Genomic DNA, 17,310 nt, shown 5'->3' on the forward strand with positions numbered 1-17,310 from the left:
TGAGGTTTGGATATGGAGAATGAATGTTTTTATATGAAATTTTTAGCATCCGCTTTTTCAAACACATCTTTTCTCTGCTCAGCAAGTTCTTCGGAGAAGATTTCCCCGTCTTTCATGTTTACGATTCTTGAGGCATAGCCTGCGTCATAAGAAGAGTGTGTTACCATGGCAATGGTAGAGCCTTCCCGGTGGAGTTCCGCGAGCAGGTTCATTACTTCATTTCCGTTGGAGCTGTCGAGGTTTCCGGTGGGTTCATCGGCAAGAATCAGCTTGGGTTTCGTCACAAGCGCCCTGGCTACGGCAGCGCGTTGCTGCTGGCCTCCGGACAGTTGTTGCGGATAGTGTTTTGCCCTGTGGGCAATATTGATCTTATCCATAATCTCCTCTACACGTTTTTTCCTTTCGGAAGAAGGAATTCCATTATAGATCAGGGGAAGCTCTATATTCTCATATACGGTCAGCTCATCGATCAGATTGAAGTTCTGGAAGATGAAGCCGATATTCTTTTTTCGGAGATCAGATTTTTTCTTTTCACTCAGTCCCACCGTTTCTGTACCGGCAAACTGATAGGAACCGCTAGAAGCGCTGTCCAGAAATCCGAGGATATTAAGAAAAGTAGATTTTCCGCAGCCGGAAGGCCCCATGATGGCTACAAATTCGCCTTCTTTGATATGCAGGCTTACATTGTTCAGCGCATTGGTTTGTACGTCTTCTGTTTTATAGACTTTTGAAAGGTTAGTGATGTTTATCATTTTAATATAGCTTAAGGTTTTACAGTTTAAAGATTAAAGTTGGAACAATAACCTTTGTTTTCAATATAGTTTTAATTTTATTTTTGGATATCCAATAATTCATATTTTTTCAGCTCGGTATAATCTGAAGTAATGACTTTCTCGCCCTGCTTCAATCCTGAAACAACTTCATAGTACATGGGGTTTTCTCTTCCGAGGCTGATGGTTCTCTTTTCCGCTTTGCTGCCTTTGACTACAAAAATCCATTTTCCGCTGGTATCTCTGAAGAAATTTCCCTTTGGAATCATCAGGCTCTGTACATCGGCAGATAATTTTAATTTTACCCCGAAAGTCATCCCGATTTTCAGGCCTTTAATCTGATCATCACTAAAATTCAGTTCTATAGAGAATTGTCCGTCTTTAACTTCCGGAAGTATTTTTGTGATGACGACTTCATATTCTTTCCCGTTGCTATCCAGTGTTCCTTTTATTCCGCTGCTGATTTTATTGATATAATATTCATCTACTTTTGCCACCAGCTTATATCCGTCCATCAGGTCTATTTTCCCGATGCTTTCACCGGTGGTAAGGTTCTGCCCGGGTGAAACCGTAAAAGAGGAAAGCCTTCCTGAAGCCGGCGCCATAATGAGGAAATTATTCTTATTGGAACGCAGGATATTCAGGCTCTTTTCCATCTGGCTGATGGAGCTGTTAATGGCTGATATTTGGGAATTCCTAGATGTTTTCTCATTATATGCTCCTTTTTCAACAATGGATTTCCTTTGCTTCTGGTAGTTCAGGTTCTGCATCGATACATCATAATCCGTTTTTCTGCCTATTTCCGCATCATACAATCTTTTCTGGAGATTGTAGGTTTGCAAAGCCGTGTTATAGTCATTCTGTGCCAGTAAAAGTTCCTTATCCTGATTGAATTCCTGATTTTTCAGTTCCAGGAGCGAACTTCTCATCTGGCTGATCTGCTGCATAATGCCTGTTTCCTGGTTCAGGTAATTAAATTCCGTATTCGGATTATATACCTGTGCAATCGGCTGTCCTTTCACCAGCATTTGTCCGTCTTCCGCAAAAATTTCTTTTATGGCCCCTCCTTCCAGAACATTCACCAGAGAAGAGTGCAGTGACTGGGTCTGTGCCGTAAGCATCAGCATATCTTCAAATTTTCCGTAGGTAACTTCATCAATACTTATATCTTCAGCTTTCACATTATATGTTTTTTTCTGGTTAAGGAAATACCATCCGAAAACCGATAATGACAAAACAGAAATCAGAATAATGAGCACAAATTTTAATTTGGATTTCTTTTTTACTATTTTCGTGTCCATATTTTAGATAACTCTTTTACTTATAGGTAATTACACAATGCGGATGCCAGAAAAATATAACTTTGCAACTTGCTGTAAATGAGATTAAATTTAATTTTATTAATGTTAAAACTGTTCATTACCGGACACTTTTTGTACGGAAACGGACAATTTTGATGGATGATCTATGAGTGATAATAAAGTTAGCCATCTAAAAGGCGGAGAAGAATTACTTTTATATCTGAAAATGATGAAACAAGATAATGGCTGAAAAAAATAAAAACACAGGATCGTCTGAAGATCAGATGTTGATTTCAAACAAAAAACTGTTTGCCGATGTATCGCACCTTATAGAGCAAAGCCGCCAACAGGTGGCGATGCAAGCCAACAGTACTCTAACAATTTTGTTTTGGCAGGTTGGAAAGCGCATCAACGACGACATTTTACAAAACCAACGTGCAGAATATGGAAAACAAATTTTGCCGACACTGTCGGCAAAATTGGAAAATCTATATGGCAGAAATTTTACAGAAAAAAATATACGAAGAATGGTCAGGTTTTCTGAACAATTTCCAGATATTGAAATTGTCGTTCCACTGTCACGACAATTGACCTGGTCACATTTTATAGAATTCTTCTCATTAAAATCAAATAATGCAAAACAATTCTATGCCCAATTAGCCATTAATAATATGCTTGGTGTAAGAGAACTGAGAAAACAGATTGCGAACAAAGCATTTGAAAGGACCGCCATTGCCAATATTCAGGCAGCACAAAACGAAAATATGTTGATCAACACTTTCAAAGATCCTAATGTTCTGGACTTTCTCGGCCTCACGAGTGGCTATCTGAAAAAGATATTGAAACAGCTATCCTCAGTGAGCTTGAAAAATTCATCCTGGAACTGGGAAAAGGATTTGCTTTTGTTGAACGCCAGAAAAGGATGATCGTAGACGGAGAAGATTTTACCTCGATCTGCTGTTTTACCACCGTTCATTAAGAAGGTTGATTGCCGTAGAACTGAAGCTCGGTACATTTCAGGCCAGATATAAAGGCCAAATCGAGCTCTACCTGAAATGGCTCAATAAAAATGAACGTAAAGAAGGCGAGGAAATGCCTATAGGATTGATACTTTGCGCTGAAAGTAGCAAAGAGCAGGTAGAGCTTCTGGAAATGCATAAAGACGGAATCATGGTGGCAGAGTACTGGACGGAACTACCATCGAAAAAAGAAATGGAAAAGAAACTTCACATCGCCCCTATAGAAGCAAGAGAACATTTTGAACGTCAGCAACTGCTGTAATAATTGTATTAAAAGACATGCGAAAAAAAGAAGCCCATATTTTAATTGTGGATGACGACGAGGATATTTTATTTTCGGCGAGAGTCTGGCTCAAGAAGTTCTTTACGGAAGTGAGCTGCCTGAGCCAGCCTAAGAATATTTTGAAATTTTTATCCGAACAGCAGGTTGATACGGTTTTACTGGATATGAACTTCCGGAAAGGATTTGAAAACGGGCAGGACGGATTATACTGGATGCAGGAGATCAAAACTTTGGAACCTCAGCTTCCCATCATTCTCATGACCGCTTATGGTGAAGTGGAACTCGCAGTGGAAGCCCTGAAAAACGGCGCTTCCGATTTTATCCTCAAGCCATGGAATAACGAGAAATTATATGCATCCGTCAATCTTGCCGTAGATGTTTCCCGGAAAAACAAAAAGCTGAACCAGTGGGAAAATATAAGCCTCAAAACCAATAATTACGAGCTGGGTACACAGTCAAACACCATGAAAGAAGTCATGGAACAGATTGAGCGCGTTTCTGCAACCGACGCCAATGTTTTGCTGCTGGGAGAAAACGGGACCGGAAAATATGTGCTGGCAGAACATCTTCATGAGCTGTCGGAAAGAAAAAGCCAGCCTTTTGTCCATATTGATTTGGGAAGCCTTTCCGAAAATCTTTTTGAGGCAGAACTGTTCGGATATAAAAAAGGGGCCTTTACCGATGCACATCAGGACTATGCCGGAAAAATTGAAAATGCACAGAACGGAACGGTTTTCCTGGACGAAATAGGGAATCTGCCGTTGCATCTTCAGACCAAATTGCTGAGCTTAATTCAAAACAGGAAATTATCAAGGTTAGGAGAGAGCAAAGAACGGCTGCTAGATGTCAGGTTTATTTTTGCAACCAATGAGAACCTCAGGAAAGCTGTTTCAGAAAACCGTTTCAGGAAAGACCTGTATTACAGGATCAATACCGTGGAACTCCAGGTTCCTGCCCTTCGGGACCGCCAGGAAGATATTCCTGTTCTCGCGGGTTATTTTTTAGAAAAGTACCGCCAGAAATACCATAAGCCCGATTTGATTTTAAATGAAATGCTGATTTCAGAACTAAAAAATTATTCGTGGCCGGGAAATATCCGTGAGCTTGACCACTGCATCGAACGAAGCGTGATCCTTTCCAGGGAAAAAGAACTCAGGCTGCTCATGCCTCAGGATGAAGAAGCAGAGAAAACCATCGTAAATCTTAATCTTGAAGACATGGAAGAGTTCCTCATCAAAAAGGCATTAAAGAAACACCGCGGAAATATTTCGCTGGCAGCAGATGATCTGGGACTTTCAAGAGCGGCTTTGTACAGGAGGATGGAAAAATTTCAGCTGTAAAATGCCGTATTTTGAATGCCATTTATTTTAAAAGCTTTGTCAAGGTTTTAAACCTTGACAAGGCTCAATACCAACCAAAGTATACATGAAAAACAGATATATTTACCCTTACTTCTTTATTATCCTGGCTATTGCCAGTGGTATTGTGGCGTTTTATTTTTACGGACAGAATAAATGGATCAGTTGCTTTCTGTTCACTATTTTAACCATCGGTTGTGTGATCCTCTCACAGGCCTCGGTTTTAATGTACATCAGCAAGACTGAAAAACTCCTTTTGGCCATTCAGAAAAAAGATTTTTCACTGTTTCCGAGGCATGAGGGAAATTCTTTGACGGACCATGCCGTACAATTATATGATCAAAGCAAAGAGGAATATCTTTCCTTATCATCCTACAGGCTTTTGTATGAAGAAATTCTGAACCAGCTTGAAATCGGGCTGATGATTCTTTCAGAGAAAGAGCATGCCTGGGAGGTCTTTTATGTCAATCCTGTTTTTCTGGAAATCCTGCAGATACCGAAATACAATTCGTGGGCGCTGTATGAAAATAAGATGCCCGGTTTTTATAAAATTATTGAGGAAACCGGCTATGACAACTCCCAGGATTTTTTTGATATTTCAATCAATGAAAATACCAGGCAGTCCTATTCTTTGCGGACCAAAAAAGTACAGAACGTTAAGCACCGATTCTGTATCATCAGCCTCGAATCTGTCCAGAAAATCATAGAACAGAAGGAAAGGCTGGCCTGGAACAACCTGATGAAAGTGATCTCACACGAGCTTCTGAATACATTAACGCCGGTCAACAGCCTGATTCAGAATCTGGAATATATCGTCAACCAGGATACCATAGACCGGGAAGACCAGCAGGATATGAAGGAAAGCCTGATGATTATCAACTCCAAATCGAAGCAGCTGCTGAATTTTGTGGATGATTACCGCCAGGTAGCCGAACTTCCTAAACCGGTTTTTAAATCCATTTCATTAAAAGCTATCGTAGAATCTGCTTTGAGCTTTCTGAAACCCGAGTTTGAAAAAAATGCAATCAGTACCGTCAATATCCTCGAAGACCATATCGTTTCCGCAGATGAGAAGATGGTAGAGCGGTGTCTGATCAACCTCTATCTCAATGCTATCCATGCGGTTTCTGAGCAACAAGAGAAGATTGTAAAAACTGAAATTAAAATCTTGAATAACCGGGTGATCCTCAGTATAGAAGATAATGGAATCGGGATCCAGAAAGAAATTCAGGATAAGATTTTCCTACCTTTTTTCACCACCAGAAGCAGAGGTTCCGGAATCGGACTTACACTCAGTAAAAGCATTATGGAGGCGCACAGAGGCTATCTGAACTATAAGCCTTTGGAGCAGGGAAGCCGGTTTGAGATCTGGTTTGTAGACTGAGATGATACAACGGATGATGGCTGATGTAAATAAGAGTATATTTTTAATGTTTTACCGGATGTGCCAAGGGTTATTTGCCTTTATTTTGTTATCTTAAAAGAGAAATTTAGATAAAAATGTGTTATAGCTTTAATAATAAAAAAGTTAGTTTGAAAAAAGCAGTTGAAGATTTAAATGCTGAGGGAGATGAAGAGCAGGATTTCGTTCTCGACAGCAATGTTAATGCCTTTATCCGGAAAACCGTACCTGATATTCCGGCCATCGTCAACCGTGATGGAATCGTATTAATGAATACCTTCTGGGGTATTAAGCAACATCCGGATGCACCCACAAAAGGCAAAAACCTGCAGTCTGAAAATACCCCTACTTTTTACCGCAAAATTGAACGGAACAGATGCCTGATCCCCGCTTCATCCTATTATGAATACAAGACAGTGTATGTTCCCGGTAAAAAGACCCCCATAAAAGTGAAACATGAATTGTTCTGGAAAGACAAGGCTCAGTTTTATATCGCTGGGTATTACGATATGTATTCCGATGGTAATTTGGGTTTTGGACTGATAACCACACTTCCCAATCCTGTACAGGCAGAAATCAACAACCGGATGATCATTACGCTGGACGAAAAAATGGGTAAGGACTTTCTGGACCGCATGCCCATCGAGGAGTTTCAGTATCCTAATTATTCACCTCAACTGCATTACGAAAACCTGGAGCCGGAAAGGATACCTCAGACTCTGTTTTAAAATCATCTCTTTTATCGGTAAGGCAGTTTTTAGATTCAGCTTATATGCGATAATAAAACAGGCTTGATAAAAGCATGACAAAGTTTTCAGCAGTTCAGACGATGTGCAGATTTGACTTCCTGAAGGAATCAAGCTGTGGATCATCTGAATTCAGGTCAGTAATAAGGGTGCTGACCTGACTGATTTCACAGACTTTAAAAGCTTCACTATGACTGAGTTTGTTCCGGCTGGCAAGCGCTATGGTCTTTTTTGAAGACTGAACCATTGCCTTTTTTGTTTCACCATCGGTAATGGAAACAGAGGTGATCCCGTAATGCGGATCTGCAGCGCATGTGCCCATGATAAAAACATCAGCAAGGTATTTTGACGCTTCATGGCAGGTGGTCACTCCTGAGGTCACAGCCAGGTCGCGTTCGTAGTTTCCTCCTAAAAGAATGAGTTCTACATTTTTGAACTTCTCAACAATAGGGATAATCGAATAATTATTGGTAATGATCCTGAGCCGGACGTCCAGGGGCATGCAATTAACCACTGCACATATCGTTGTACCGCCATCCATAAAGACCGTCATTCCATTTTTGATAAACTGCTGGGTTTTTAGTGCGATGATGTCTTTTTCTTTGGTCAGGAATGATTTCCGGTCATGAAACGTCAGCGGATCTTTTTCCCTGAGAATCGCACCGCCCCTGGCTTTCGATAAAAGACCGTTGCGGTGCAAAATATCGATATCCCGCCGTATAGTGTCTTCAGAAACATGAAGCTGGCCAGCCAGGTCTTCAAACTTGACTTTTTTTCTGTCCTTCAGTTCCTTAAGGATGATTTCAAAACGTTCTTCTTTCAGCATAGTGATTTTCTGAATGTATACAGTACGGCTACGATTACAAATAACAAAGCTATGCTTTCAAAGGCAACATTCAAAGAAAAATGATGGGCAATAAAGCCTAAAAGTGCCGGTCCTGCCAATTGACCAGCATATCCCATCGTAGAAATGACAGGAATGCTTACGGACGGGGACAATCCGTCAATACGGCCTCCTTCACTGAAAAATACAGGAACTATATTGGCCGCGCCAATGCCCAGTAAAATAAATCCGATGAGGGATATGGCAATCCAGGGACTGAATATCAAAACAACAATACCCGCAGCAGCGATCAGGCTTCCGCCTACAACTACCGTTTTGCTGTTCAATCTGCTGATAAGCGAATCTCCGGTTAACCTCATTACTGCCATTGCCACGGAAAATGCAGCATAACCCATCCCTGAAAATTCCGGAGCCACATTTTTATGGTCTCTCAGGAGTATTGCACTCCAGTCCAGTACCGCTCCTTCAGAAAGAAAGGCAATGAAACACATCACACCTAGCAGCAGGACGGATGCGTTCAACCATTGAAAACGACTCCTTACTGCCTGGGCTTCATCCACATGGGAAAATTTTCTGGTAATTTCCTTTTCAGATGCATAATCGAGCAGATTTCTGAACTGGAAAGCCAGCAGTCCAACCAGTAAAACGGAGATTGTAACTGCTGCATACAAGGGATTGAGTCCTAATTTGATTAAAAAACCCAGACCGATGGATCCTAACAATCCTCCTACGCTGAATAGCCCGTGTAAGGAAGACATAATGGGCTTCTTGTATGCATTCTGTACCTGTACGCCGTGTGAATTCATGGCTACATCAATAGTCCCTATTCCGCATCCGAATGCAAATATGGCAGTGCCCATAAGGTAGACATTGGAAATGATAAGAAGGACTGGAAGTAATAAGGCGACAAGCAGCACAGAGGTGAGAATCACTTTCCGGCTTCCGGCCCGGCTGATGAAAAATCCTGATAATGGCATCGTAACCAGGGCGCCGCCTCCCAGCAGCAGCAATAAGAGGCCAAGCTCAGCTTCATTCAGCTGAAGGCGGTCTTTTGCTAACGGAACCATGGGTGCCCAACTGGATAAAGCAAGTCCGCAAACCAAAAAAATATACTGCGTTGCCAATTTCGCTTTGGTTATTCTGTACTCAGACATTTGTTGTATTTTTATGCAAATTTATACAAAATTGCATTAATTTGCAATTTTTAAATTTGAGAATTAATTAATCCATTTAAATCATGATGAATATCGAACACTTAGCGATCTGGGTAGATGACCTGGAAAAAATGCGTGAATTTTATGTTACCTATTTCGGTATGGTAAGCAATGAAAAATATACGAATGTAAAAAAAGCATTTACCTCTTACTTCCTGACTTTTGGTGAAGGCAAGACACGCCTGGAGCTCATGAAGAGAGAGGATATTACAGAACAACCCTTAAGGAGAGGTTGGCATAAAGGTATTGCCCATTTTGCCGTTTCAGTAGGCAGTAAAGAGGCTGTTGATCTTCTGACAGAACGATTACGTGCTGACCGATATGCTATCGAAAGCGAGCCAAGAACTACAGGAGACGGCTACTATGAAAGTGTAGTCCTTGATCCTGAAGGAAATTGTATCGAAATAACCATATGAAATGCTGTAGGGATACGGTTCTATACCGGTGTGCCGCTTATTGATGATAAAGGTTTTGCACTAGAACCATCTGTGTCATTGATTATAAACCTAAGGAGATTACAGAAAGCCAGATATCAGCACTGAAAAAACTGGGTGAAGTAGTAACCAGGCTTTTAATGAGCAACAGGAAAAACATTCAGGCAGAATATTTTCAGCAAACTTTTGATATATCCAACAACCTGATCTGCGTTCTGGATAACCAGTTTAAGATTAAGGATGCTAATCTAGTCATGGCCGGAATTTCTTCCGACCATGACTAGGCATTCGCTCGGGCTTTAGGTTATGGTACGATAATCTTCTAATAGGTATTCAATTCTAAATAAGCACACCGCCTCCGAGCAAATATTACTCTGTAATAATAAGGGCTGAAAGTAAGAAGTAGTATGTTATTAAGGGTTTTCATTCTAAGCGAGAGTAATTTTTATCATTTTAATATGCAAATTTTTTTAATACGACTTGATTCATCAGCGTGATATGAGCTATCAGAAAAATCTTTCATACTAATTCCTTATTACATGAATTTAATGTTAATTAATAAATGTTATTATAACACTTATTTTAATAATTGCTATATTTGTTAGGCATTAAGAGTGAAGAAATCCATTATTTGTTTCAAGATATCATTATCCAAAATTAATATATTATGAAAAAAGTTAACGTTCTTCATCTGAAAGAGAAAGTCTTTCAAACGGCTCTGAGTTTGCTCATATTATTAGCATTCTTATCCGCAAATCCCGTATTTTCCCAAAATACAGTTCCCCTGCGCAGGACGGTGTCCCCGCAGCAGCCCATGTACATGATCCACATTGACACGTGGAATTATGCCAACCCGCAAAAGATCATCGATCTGATTCCTGCTGATATAAGACCGTATGTGGTTATGAACATCTCCCTTTCCATAAGTCATGATGTACCGACATCAAGATTCAAGGTCGCAGAGTATGGGTATGAAGTGGCCAAATCATGGCTGCGGGTCTGTGCCGAAAACAGGATGTGGACCATGATTCAATGTTCCAGCGGTGGCTTCAGCCAGTTTTCAGATACCGATTTGTCGGTATACGAGGAATTTTACAAAAATTACCCTAATTTTCTTGGATTCAATTATGCGGAACAGTTCTGGGGATTTGATGATGCCACGGATCCGCTTTCTCCAAGCTGGAGCACAAGAATAGCGCATTTTACCAATCTCCTGCAACTGTCTAACAAATATGGAGGATATCTTGTGGTAAGCTGGTGCGGAAACCAATGGTCACAGAGTATCAATCCGATCGCCATGCTGAAAAGAAATCCACAGTTTGCCGCAGCATGCGCCCAGTACAAGCAAAATTATATTTTGTGCGAGAAATACACCACACGAAGCTATAAATTTGATATGGAAAGCCTGGCACTGGGAACTTACCTGTCAGGATACAGTGGTAACTACGGTATCCGGTATGATGATACAGGCTGGTACGATGATGATGGCAACCATGCCGGTTTTACAATGGCCACGGCAGGAGCTCCGGTCCTGGAGCACGCTATGCTTACCGGACAGACGGTAATTGACGGTCCTGAACTGATATGGACCCAGTGCTTCAGAGAACTTTCGTCAGCGGCCACCTCAGACGGTTATAGAGAAAGGAAGTGGGGTACCTATGATCAGTTCAGTAACGTGAGCATTGACCTGTTCAGAAAGATCATCGACGGGCATGTGAGAATACCTACACGCCAGGAAGTCATCAACCGTACGAAGGTAGCGATTATCAACAATGTAAGTTCGGGCAACGGAGATGCAATCTATAGCTCACCGCAAACACTTTTTGATGGGCTGTACAGAATGGATAACGACGGGACTTATCAGAATAACCTTAACTTTTTCAAGAAATCCGGAAGGTATCCTACCATTCCTACGGTTTTTCAGCTGAATGATTATGTTGCCAACTCATTCCAGGTAAAGGTCAACAAATCGGATTACAGTTCCAGATGGCCGACAACAGACAGTAAAATTGCGGAGCTTAATAATCTTTTTCCGCAGGAATATACAGGGAATATCTATGCAGGGCGGCATGAAAACGGATGGGTGGTTTACAATCCGTTCAGAAACGGGCAGCAGGCAACGGGAAACATTCCCTTTAAATACAATACCAGTGAATCTATGGACCTGACTCTGTCCCAGTATACCTCGGGAGTGATCAAGGAGACAGCCAGCCAGCTCAAAATATACCTGAATAATTTCGACAATGTTCTGAATACAGGATTGAAAACAGATGTTATCAGGATACATGGCAGCAGCGCAAAACCGACATGGTCATTCACAGATCGTGCTGCGCATCAGCCGAGCAATATAACAGAAAGCTGGTCCGGAGGAATTCTTACTTTAACAATTGCCCACAACGGTCCGCTGGATATTACGGTAAACTGTTCCGGAAATTTCACAGGAAGGCTGACACAATATACACCTTCAAACGTTATTGCTCCTGCATTGCCACCGGTGTATCTGGGGACAAGGCAGTATGAAATGGAGTGCTTGGAATATAAAAATATCGGGCCGATCACTACGAGTGGTTATAATGCCGATATCAGAAACTATCATGGCCAGGGATACATACAGTTTGGGACGAATGCGGCCGCCGGTGTCCGAAAAAATGTGACCAACATGAATGGCGGAAACTATACTGTACAGATAAGGTATTCACTGGAAAGCGGGAGAGTGGATAATGTGGGATTATTCGTCAATAACTCTCAGGTGGCAACAATGAGTTTCTCATCTACAGGGTCATTAAGTACCTGGAATACTCTGGCACAAAACATTACATTGAACTCCGGGACCAATTCCATCGAACTTAGGGCGCTGTCTTCCAATACGAATCTTCTGTATCTGGATGAAATGACCCTGACACCAGCCAATGCCGGGCAGGAGATCTGGCTGGAGGCAGAGTGCGGCAATACCGGATCATTATGGCAGGTGCTTCAAAGCAGTACAGCTTCCGGGGGAAGATATATCACGATTACACCCGGTAATAACAGCCTAAACAATCCACCGTCCGATTCGGAAGGTGTCGCAACTTATAATTTCAATGTGGGTATATCCGGGAATTACAGTATTTGGGGAAGGTTGCGCGCACCAAGTGCCGATGATGATTCTTTCTGGGTAAAAATCGATAACGGAAGCTGGCAAAATATCAATGGTCTGAAGTCTTCAAACGTATGGACCTGGGATGTGCTGGCCACAGCAGATCTTAGCGCAGGAAACCATACCCTGCAGATCGGGTACCGTGAAGATGGAACAAATCTGGATAAACTGTATATAGGAACAAATTATCCAACGGAATACGGCGGAAATTCAACAATGTGTCAGTCGTCTCTGGATGCGAAAACTACGCTGTCAACTGGTTCTGAGACCGTCATATACCCGAATCCGGCAAAAAGTGAGCTGAACATCAGATTTGGAGATGGCGTTGTACATGGCGATGAGATTTCTATTTATAATGTTGGAGGACAACTGGTGCTGAAGTCAAGGGTAAATTCTAAGAATGAAAAGCTGGAAATCGGGCAGTTACCGGCTGGGGTCTACCTTATTAAAGTTGGCCAGGGCGGTAAAACTTTGAAATTTATCAAAGAATAATTGATATAATCATCAGTAAAAATAAAATACAGAGGCTGCCCGGTTGTTGGGTGGCCTCTCTGTTTTCAAACGAAGGCTCTGAAACACCATAGTTTAATTCCTTCCTCCCGGATCAAAATTCTTAAAGGAAATCTCGGAGATTATATTTTCTCCCGGGATCAGAGAGTATAATCCGGATGAGTCTCTTTTTTTGAAGATCCAGCAGGTACTGACAGGTCAGAAGTACATCAAGCAGTTGGAAGAATCATATCTGATTTCTACATAAGAGCTTAGGCATCAGTGAAATTTCAGTTTAATTATTTGATTTTTGTAATCTATTGTTGCTATTTCGTTAGAGGTGATGCCGTTTATCGCTCTAATTTTGTATCATCATAAAACTTAAAATATGGATACAAAAAAAGTATGGTTCGTAACTGGTGCGTCCAAAGGATTAGGACTTTCATTAGTGAAAAAGCTTACTGAAAGCGGGTACAGGGTAGCGGCAACAAGCAGAAAGGTACAGAATTTAACCGATGCTGTAGGAACTTTTGATGAGAAGCAGTTCTTACCGTTGGAAGTAGATTTAACGAGTGAGAAATCCATAAGCGAGGCTGTCGAAAAAACGATTGCCCATTTCGGTAAAATCGATGTTTTGGTGAATAATGCAGGATATGGAATTGGTGGGGCAGTGGAAGAATTAAATCAGCAGGAGATCAAAGACAGTTTTGACGTTAATGTATTTGCGGTTATCGGAACAATGCAGGCCGTAATGCCTCATTTCAGGGCGCAAAAATCGGGGAATATCATCAATATTTCTTCAATTGCAGGATTCGCCCCGGGAATCGGCTGGGCCATGTATGCGGCAACCAAATATGCCGTCATGGGGCTTTCGGAAGTCATGGCAGAGGATGTAAGGGAGTTTGGCGTAAAGGTTACGGTAGTGGCACCCGGAGCTTTCCGGACCGAGTTCCTTCAGGATACTTCCCTTGTTTTTGCTGAAAAGAAAATCGACGGATATCATGCGATCAGAGCCTCACACGAGAAGTATGCAGCTATGAACGGAACTCAGATCGGTGATCCTGAAAAGCTGTCTCAGACGCTCATCAATCTGGCAGAAGATCCGAATCCGCCTGTCCGTCTGTATGTAGGTAGTGATGCCTATAATCGGGCAACGGAAAAAATCGATGTGCTCTCAGAAGAATTGAAAAGCAACCAACATATTTCTTTTTCCACCGATTTTTAAGCAAAAATACAAAGCAATCATTAGCGTTGTCACTAATAACAGGCGACGCTTTTTTATTTGATTTTTGTAAATTTATCAGATGGAAAGAATGCAGTCATTGGAAGAATTTTACCGGTCGAAATTTAACCGTGTCCCGGATAATATCCGCAATGAAGTGGGGCATTTCAATGTATTTACCATAGACGAATACATTGGGAAAAACTCCAAGCCGGTTGTGTATAGCAGGAAAGATTACTTTAAGATCACACTCATCATCGGTAGGAACAGGATCCATTATGCGGATAAGGTTATTGAAATTCAAAAACAGGCATTGTTTTTTACCAACCCGCAGATTCCATATAAGTTTGAATGGATCGACGATTATAAATCCGGGATTTTCTGTGTGTTCACGCCTGCTTTTTTTCATCATTTCGGTAACCTGAATGACTATGAGGTTTTTCAGCCCAATGTAATACCTGTTTTTGAACTGAGGGATGAACAACTGGAACATGTATCGCAAATCTTCAGGAAAATGCAGGCTGAAATTGTTTCTGATTATGTACACAAATACGATCTGATCAGAAATCAGGTATTTGACCTGCTGCACTACACCCTTAAAATGCAGCCCGCCCTTAAAGCCGAACAACAGCATATCAACGCTTCCCAACGGATCACCCATCTGTTCCTGGAGCTTTTGGAACGCCAGTTTCCGGTGGAAGATACAGGAAGGCAGATCAGTTTTCGCTCTCCATCGCAATTTGCCGGCCAGCTCTCTGTGCATACCAATCATCTTAACAGGGCCGTAAAGGAGGTTACGGAAAAAACAACTTCCGAGGTAATTGCTGAACGCTTATTGCAGGAAGCAAAAATTTTACTCTGGCATACAGAATGGAACGTTTCGGAAATAGCCTATTCATTGGGGTTCAAAGAAGCTGCGCACTTTAATAATTTCTTCAGAAAACATCTGCAAATGACGCCGGTCCGTTTTCGGGAAATGGACCGGTCACATAACTAAATTAAATTACTAAAGTTTGTTCCCAAAAACGGAATATCATATTTATACATCGTGATGAATAATCGCCGCATCGTATTATCGACTCAAATATTGACCATTGATAATAACTAGCCTTGGTTTTTAAGTTGAGCCATTACCAGAGGCAATGTATTGACACCCCAATATTCAATATATTTGCCGTCTTTTATTTTAACAATGTCGATAACGTCAATAGCAACTTTTCGACCTGTGGGCTGAATATCCATCAAGACACCGGTATGGGTGCCAATGATTTGTTTGCGTGTAGTAACGAGATCTCCTTCTGCGATCTGATCGTCAATGACGACTGTAAGATCAGGAAGGCCACGATGCAGAATATTTTTGAAGGTATTCATCATTCCGGACGGTCCGTTGTCGGCACCTTCCGGCGCAGAATGATTGACAAAGTTTTCATCCATCAGCTCATCAAGGCTTTGCTCATCACATTTCTCAATGACCTCAGTATTAAAGCGGCGTACCACTTCTTTATTTCTTTCCGTTAATGTATGCATATCAGATGTGTATTGATTGTTTTGACATTATAGTATGGGTATTTGCCAGCCAGGAGTAGTTTGCCCTTGCCTGCAATGATCTTATACAAATTTAGTGGATGTTTTAATTCAAATATACAATGGTTGGATAAATTCCATTTTTAGTAGTTGATTGAAAATAGTATTCCTGAAGTGGTGAATCCAAATTTTTGTTTAAAAAACATATAAATGTGATAAGTTTTCAAATTCAGGCTTGAAAAACAGAGTCCTTAATGTGAGTAGAAATAATCAGCTTTTAAAATGATTTTAGTTTGATAAAAAATATAAATTTCGTCAGACAGCGTCTCATCTGTTACCTGTAGGTATTTTTCTTTTCTTAACAGTCTTTGAGACAAAAAGAACCCACGCCGTTGTATATACCCTTGAGTATTCAGTGAGTGTTTCAAGACCTCACCCTGCGGGTGTACAAGCACCCTCGTTATTTTTGCAGCTAGCCGATGATCAGTTCGATACCGGCCTTCTCTGCTTTGTATTTTATTTTCGCCTGCAGTTCATAATAACTCCAGTTGCGGAGCACAAATTCCTGCTCTTTTGCAATCCCTATTTTATCTTCCTGATTTTTTAGAATGAGCGTGCCAGCCTTTTGCTGTATGCAGAAATCAATAAGTTGCCGACTATACAGATGAAGCCGATGGCTTACATACCGGCGCTCTAAATGTTCTGTTTTATAAAGGGCTTTTTGTTTCCGTTTGGCACCTTTTCCTGACCGGGCATAAGCAATGCCGGTTTGAACCCTTTTCTGACTTGCCTGGATGGCCAGCCTGCGGTATAGAAACTCTTCTTTTGAGCCAATATGGATGCGCGCATGGTTGGCTTTTGCTACGATGGGATGTTCTAATGACAGGGAAGCTTCTGCAACGATTTCGGGTTTTAAATTATGCTCTTCTTTTTCAGTTTCAAATACGGCGAGCCAGAAGATTTTCCCGGCTTTTAGCTGGATCTGGGAGGTACAAAGTTTGATCTCTCCTTTTAAAAGACGTTCTAATATCAGGCGTTTATCCGTAAAGTCCTTTCCTAAATACGTTTTAACCGGAATCGCAAACATATTAAAGCAAAACGCTTTCTTTCCAGGATCATACTTCAGTTTGCTGATGCATTTCACCGGAAGCGGGATGGGGATGTCTTTTTTAAAGTTTCTCAGTGATTTTGTGCCCTGCCAGTAGTCGGCTTTGTTTTTAGAAAAGGTGGATTGAATCGTATTGTTCAGGCTTCCCAGGATATCGGTGGGGATTTCTCCTTTGAAACGGTCGAAGACCATCCGTGCCGTGGTATTGGTTTTTGAGCGTGTGAACATGCCCATTTCATCTTTGTTTACATCAGCCAGCTTGTACCGGATGTCTTCTGTTAAATAAAAGAAATCTTTGATCATTTCCTGTACATACAGATGGGAAACGATGAAATTAGCCGCCCGGAAACAGCGGTTCTGATACCGGTAGAGTTTTTCCCATATCATATTTTTTTCATCGGATGGAACGTCGATCAGCAACTGGATTTTCCGGGTCAAGGTCATCGTAGGTTTTTCCATG

At 41.4% G+C, this 17,310-nt stretch carries 15 protein-coding genes and 1 pseudogene; 10 read left to right on the plus strand and 6 right to left on the minus strand.

Going from position 1 to position 17,310, the window contains the following annotated elements; genetic code table 11:
* Positions 1–29: 29 nt before the first annotated feature.
* Positions 30–752, minus strand: a complete 723-nt coding sequence (locus QE404_RS02415; protein WP_307446014.1) for an ABC transporter ATP-binding protein — start codon at positions 750–752, stop codon at positions 30–32.
* Positions 753–829: 77 nt separating this feature from the next.
* Positions 830–2,071, minus strand: a complete 1,242-nt coding sequence (locus QE404_RS02420; protein WP_307446016.1) for an efflux RND transporter periplasmic adaptor subunit — start codon at positions 2,069–2,071, stop codon at positions 830–832.
* A gap of 242 nt (positions 2,072–2,313) precedes the next feature.
* Between QE404_RS02420 and QE404_RS02425 the strand changes: the two genes are divergently transcribed.
* The 5 genes and pseudogenes from QE404_RS02425 to QE404_RS02445 all read left to right on the plus strand — a co-directional run bounded on the left by QE404_RS02425 (position 2,314) and on the right by QE404_RS02445 (position 6,861).
* A complete protein-coding gene (locus tag QE404_RS02425) occupies positions 2,314–2,997 on the plus strand; it encodes a DUF1016 N-terminal domain-containing protein (protein ID WP_307446018.1) in 684 nt (227 codons plus the stop codon).
* Positions 2,949–3,352, plus strand: a pseudogene (locus QE404_RS02430) (PDDEXK nuclease domain-containing protein). Before QE404_RS02425 ends, QE404_RS02430 begins: the two are co-directional and overlap by 49 nt.
* 17 nt (positions 3,353–3,369) lie before the next feature.
* Positions 3,370–4,713, plus strand: coding sequence for a sigma-54-dependent transcriptional regulator (locus QE404_RS02435; RefSeq protein WP_307446020.1), 1,344 nt, complete (start codon positions 3,370–3,372; stop codon positions 4,711–4,713).
* A gap of 85 nt (positions 4,714–4,798) precedes the next feature.
* Entirely contained in the window at positions 4,799–6,115 is a 1,317-nt protein-coding gene (locus QE404_RS02440) for a sensor histidine kinase (protein ID WP_307453692.1), read from the plus strand.
* Between the two features lie 149 nt (positions 6,116–6,264).
* Entirely contained in the window at positions 6,265–6,861 is a 597-nt protein-coding gene (locus QE404_RS02445) for an SOS response-associated peptidase family protein (protein WP_307446023.1), read from the plus strand.
* A gap of 94 nt (positions 6,862–6,955) precedes the next feature.
* Here QE404_RS02445 and QE404_RS02450 read toward each other — a convergent pair whose 3' ends face one another.
* Both QE404_RS02450 and QE404_RS02455 read right to left on the minus strand, forming a co-directional pair.
* A complete protein-coding gene (locus QE404_RS02450) occupies positions 6,956–7,705 on the minus strand; it encodes a DeoR/GlpR family DNA-binding transcription regulator (protein WP_307446024.1) in 750 nt (249 codons plus the stop codon).
* Positions 7,699–8,877, minus strand: a complete 1,179-nt coding sequence (locus QE404_RS02455) for an MFS transporter (RefSeq protein WP_307446026.1) — start codon at positions 8,875–8,877, stop codon at positions 7,699–7,701. The genes QE404_RS02450 and QE404_RS02455 overlap by 7 nt, the downstream gene beginning before the upstream one ends.
* A gap of 86 nt (positions 8,878–8,963) precedes the next feature.
* On the opposite strand from QE404_RS02455, the gene QE404_RS02460 reads away from it, so the two are divergent.
* The 5 genes from QE404_RS02460 to QE404_RS02480 all read left to right on the plus strand — a co-directional run bounded on the left by QE404_RS02460 (position 8,964) and on the right by QE404_RS02480 (position 15,215).
* Positions 8,964–9,353 carry a VOC family protein gene (locus tag QE404_RS02460; RefSeq protein WP_307453328.1) on the plus strand — a complete coding sequence of 130 codons (390 nt, stop codon included), beginning with the start codon at positions 8,964–8,966 and terminating at the stop codon, positions 9,351–9,353.
* A gap of 158 nt (positions 9,354–9,511) precedes the next feature.
* Entirely contained in the window at positions 9,512–9,655 is a 144-nt protein-coding gene (locus tag QE404_RS02465) for a hypothetical protein (protein WP_307446028.1), read from the plus strand.
* A gap of 383 nt (positions 9,656–10,038) precedes the next feature.
* Positions 10,039–12,999 (plus strand): glycoside hydrolase family 98 domain-containing protein, encoded by a 2,961-nt coding sequence (locus tag QE404_RS02470; protein WP_307446030.1) that lies wholly within the window; start codon positions 10,039–10,041, stop codon positions 12,997–12,999.
* A 385-nt stretch (positions 13,000–13,384) separates the two neighbouring features.
* Positions 13,385–14,221, plus strand: a complete 837-nt coding sequence (locus QE404_RS02475) for an SDR family oxidoreductase (protein ID WP_307446032.1) — start codon at positions 13,385–13,387, stop codon at positions 14,219–14,221.
* 79 nt (positions 14,222–14,300) lie between these two features.
* Positions 14,301–15,215, plus strand: coding sequence for a helix-turn-helix domain-containing protein (locus QE404_RS02480; RefSeq protein ID WP_307446034.1), 915 nt, complete (start codon positions 14,301–14,303; stop codon positions 15,213–15,215).
* A 107-nt stretch (positions 15,216–15,322) separates the two neighbouring features.
* Here the strand turns inward: QE404_RS02480 and QE404_RS02485 are convergent, their stop codons facing one another.
* Together QE404_RS02485 and QE404_RS02490 are read right to left on the minus strand one after the other, a co-directional pair.
* On the minus strand, positions 15,323–15,745 hold the full coding sequence (locus QE404_RS02485; protein WP_307446035.1) for an ester cyclase: 423 nt from the start codon (positions 15,743–15,745) through the stop codon (positions 15,323–15,325).
* A gap of 469 nt (positions 15,746–16,214) precedes the next feature.
* Complete coding sequence (locus tag QE404_RS02490; RefSeq protein ID WP_307446037.1) at positions 16,215–17,309, minus strand: hypothetical protein; 1,095 nt, start codon at positions 17,307–17,309, stop codon at positions 16,215–16,217.
* Between the last annotated feature and the right edge of the window lies 1 nt (position 17,310).

It is taken from the genome of Chryseobacterium camelliae (assembly GCF_030818575.1).
GTDB classification, from domain to species: domain Bacteria; phylum Bacteroidota; class Bacteroidia; order Flavobacteriales; family Weeksellaceae; genus Chryseobacterium; species Chryseobacterium camelliae_A.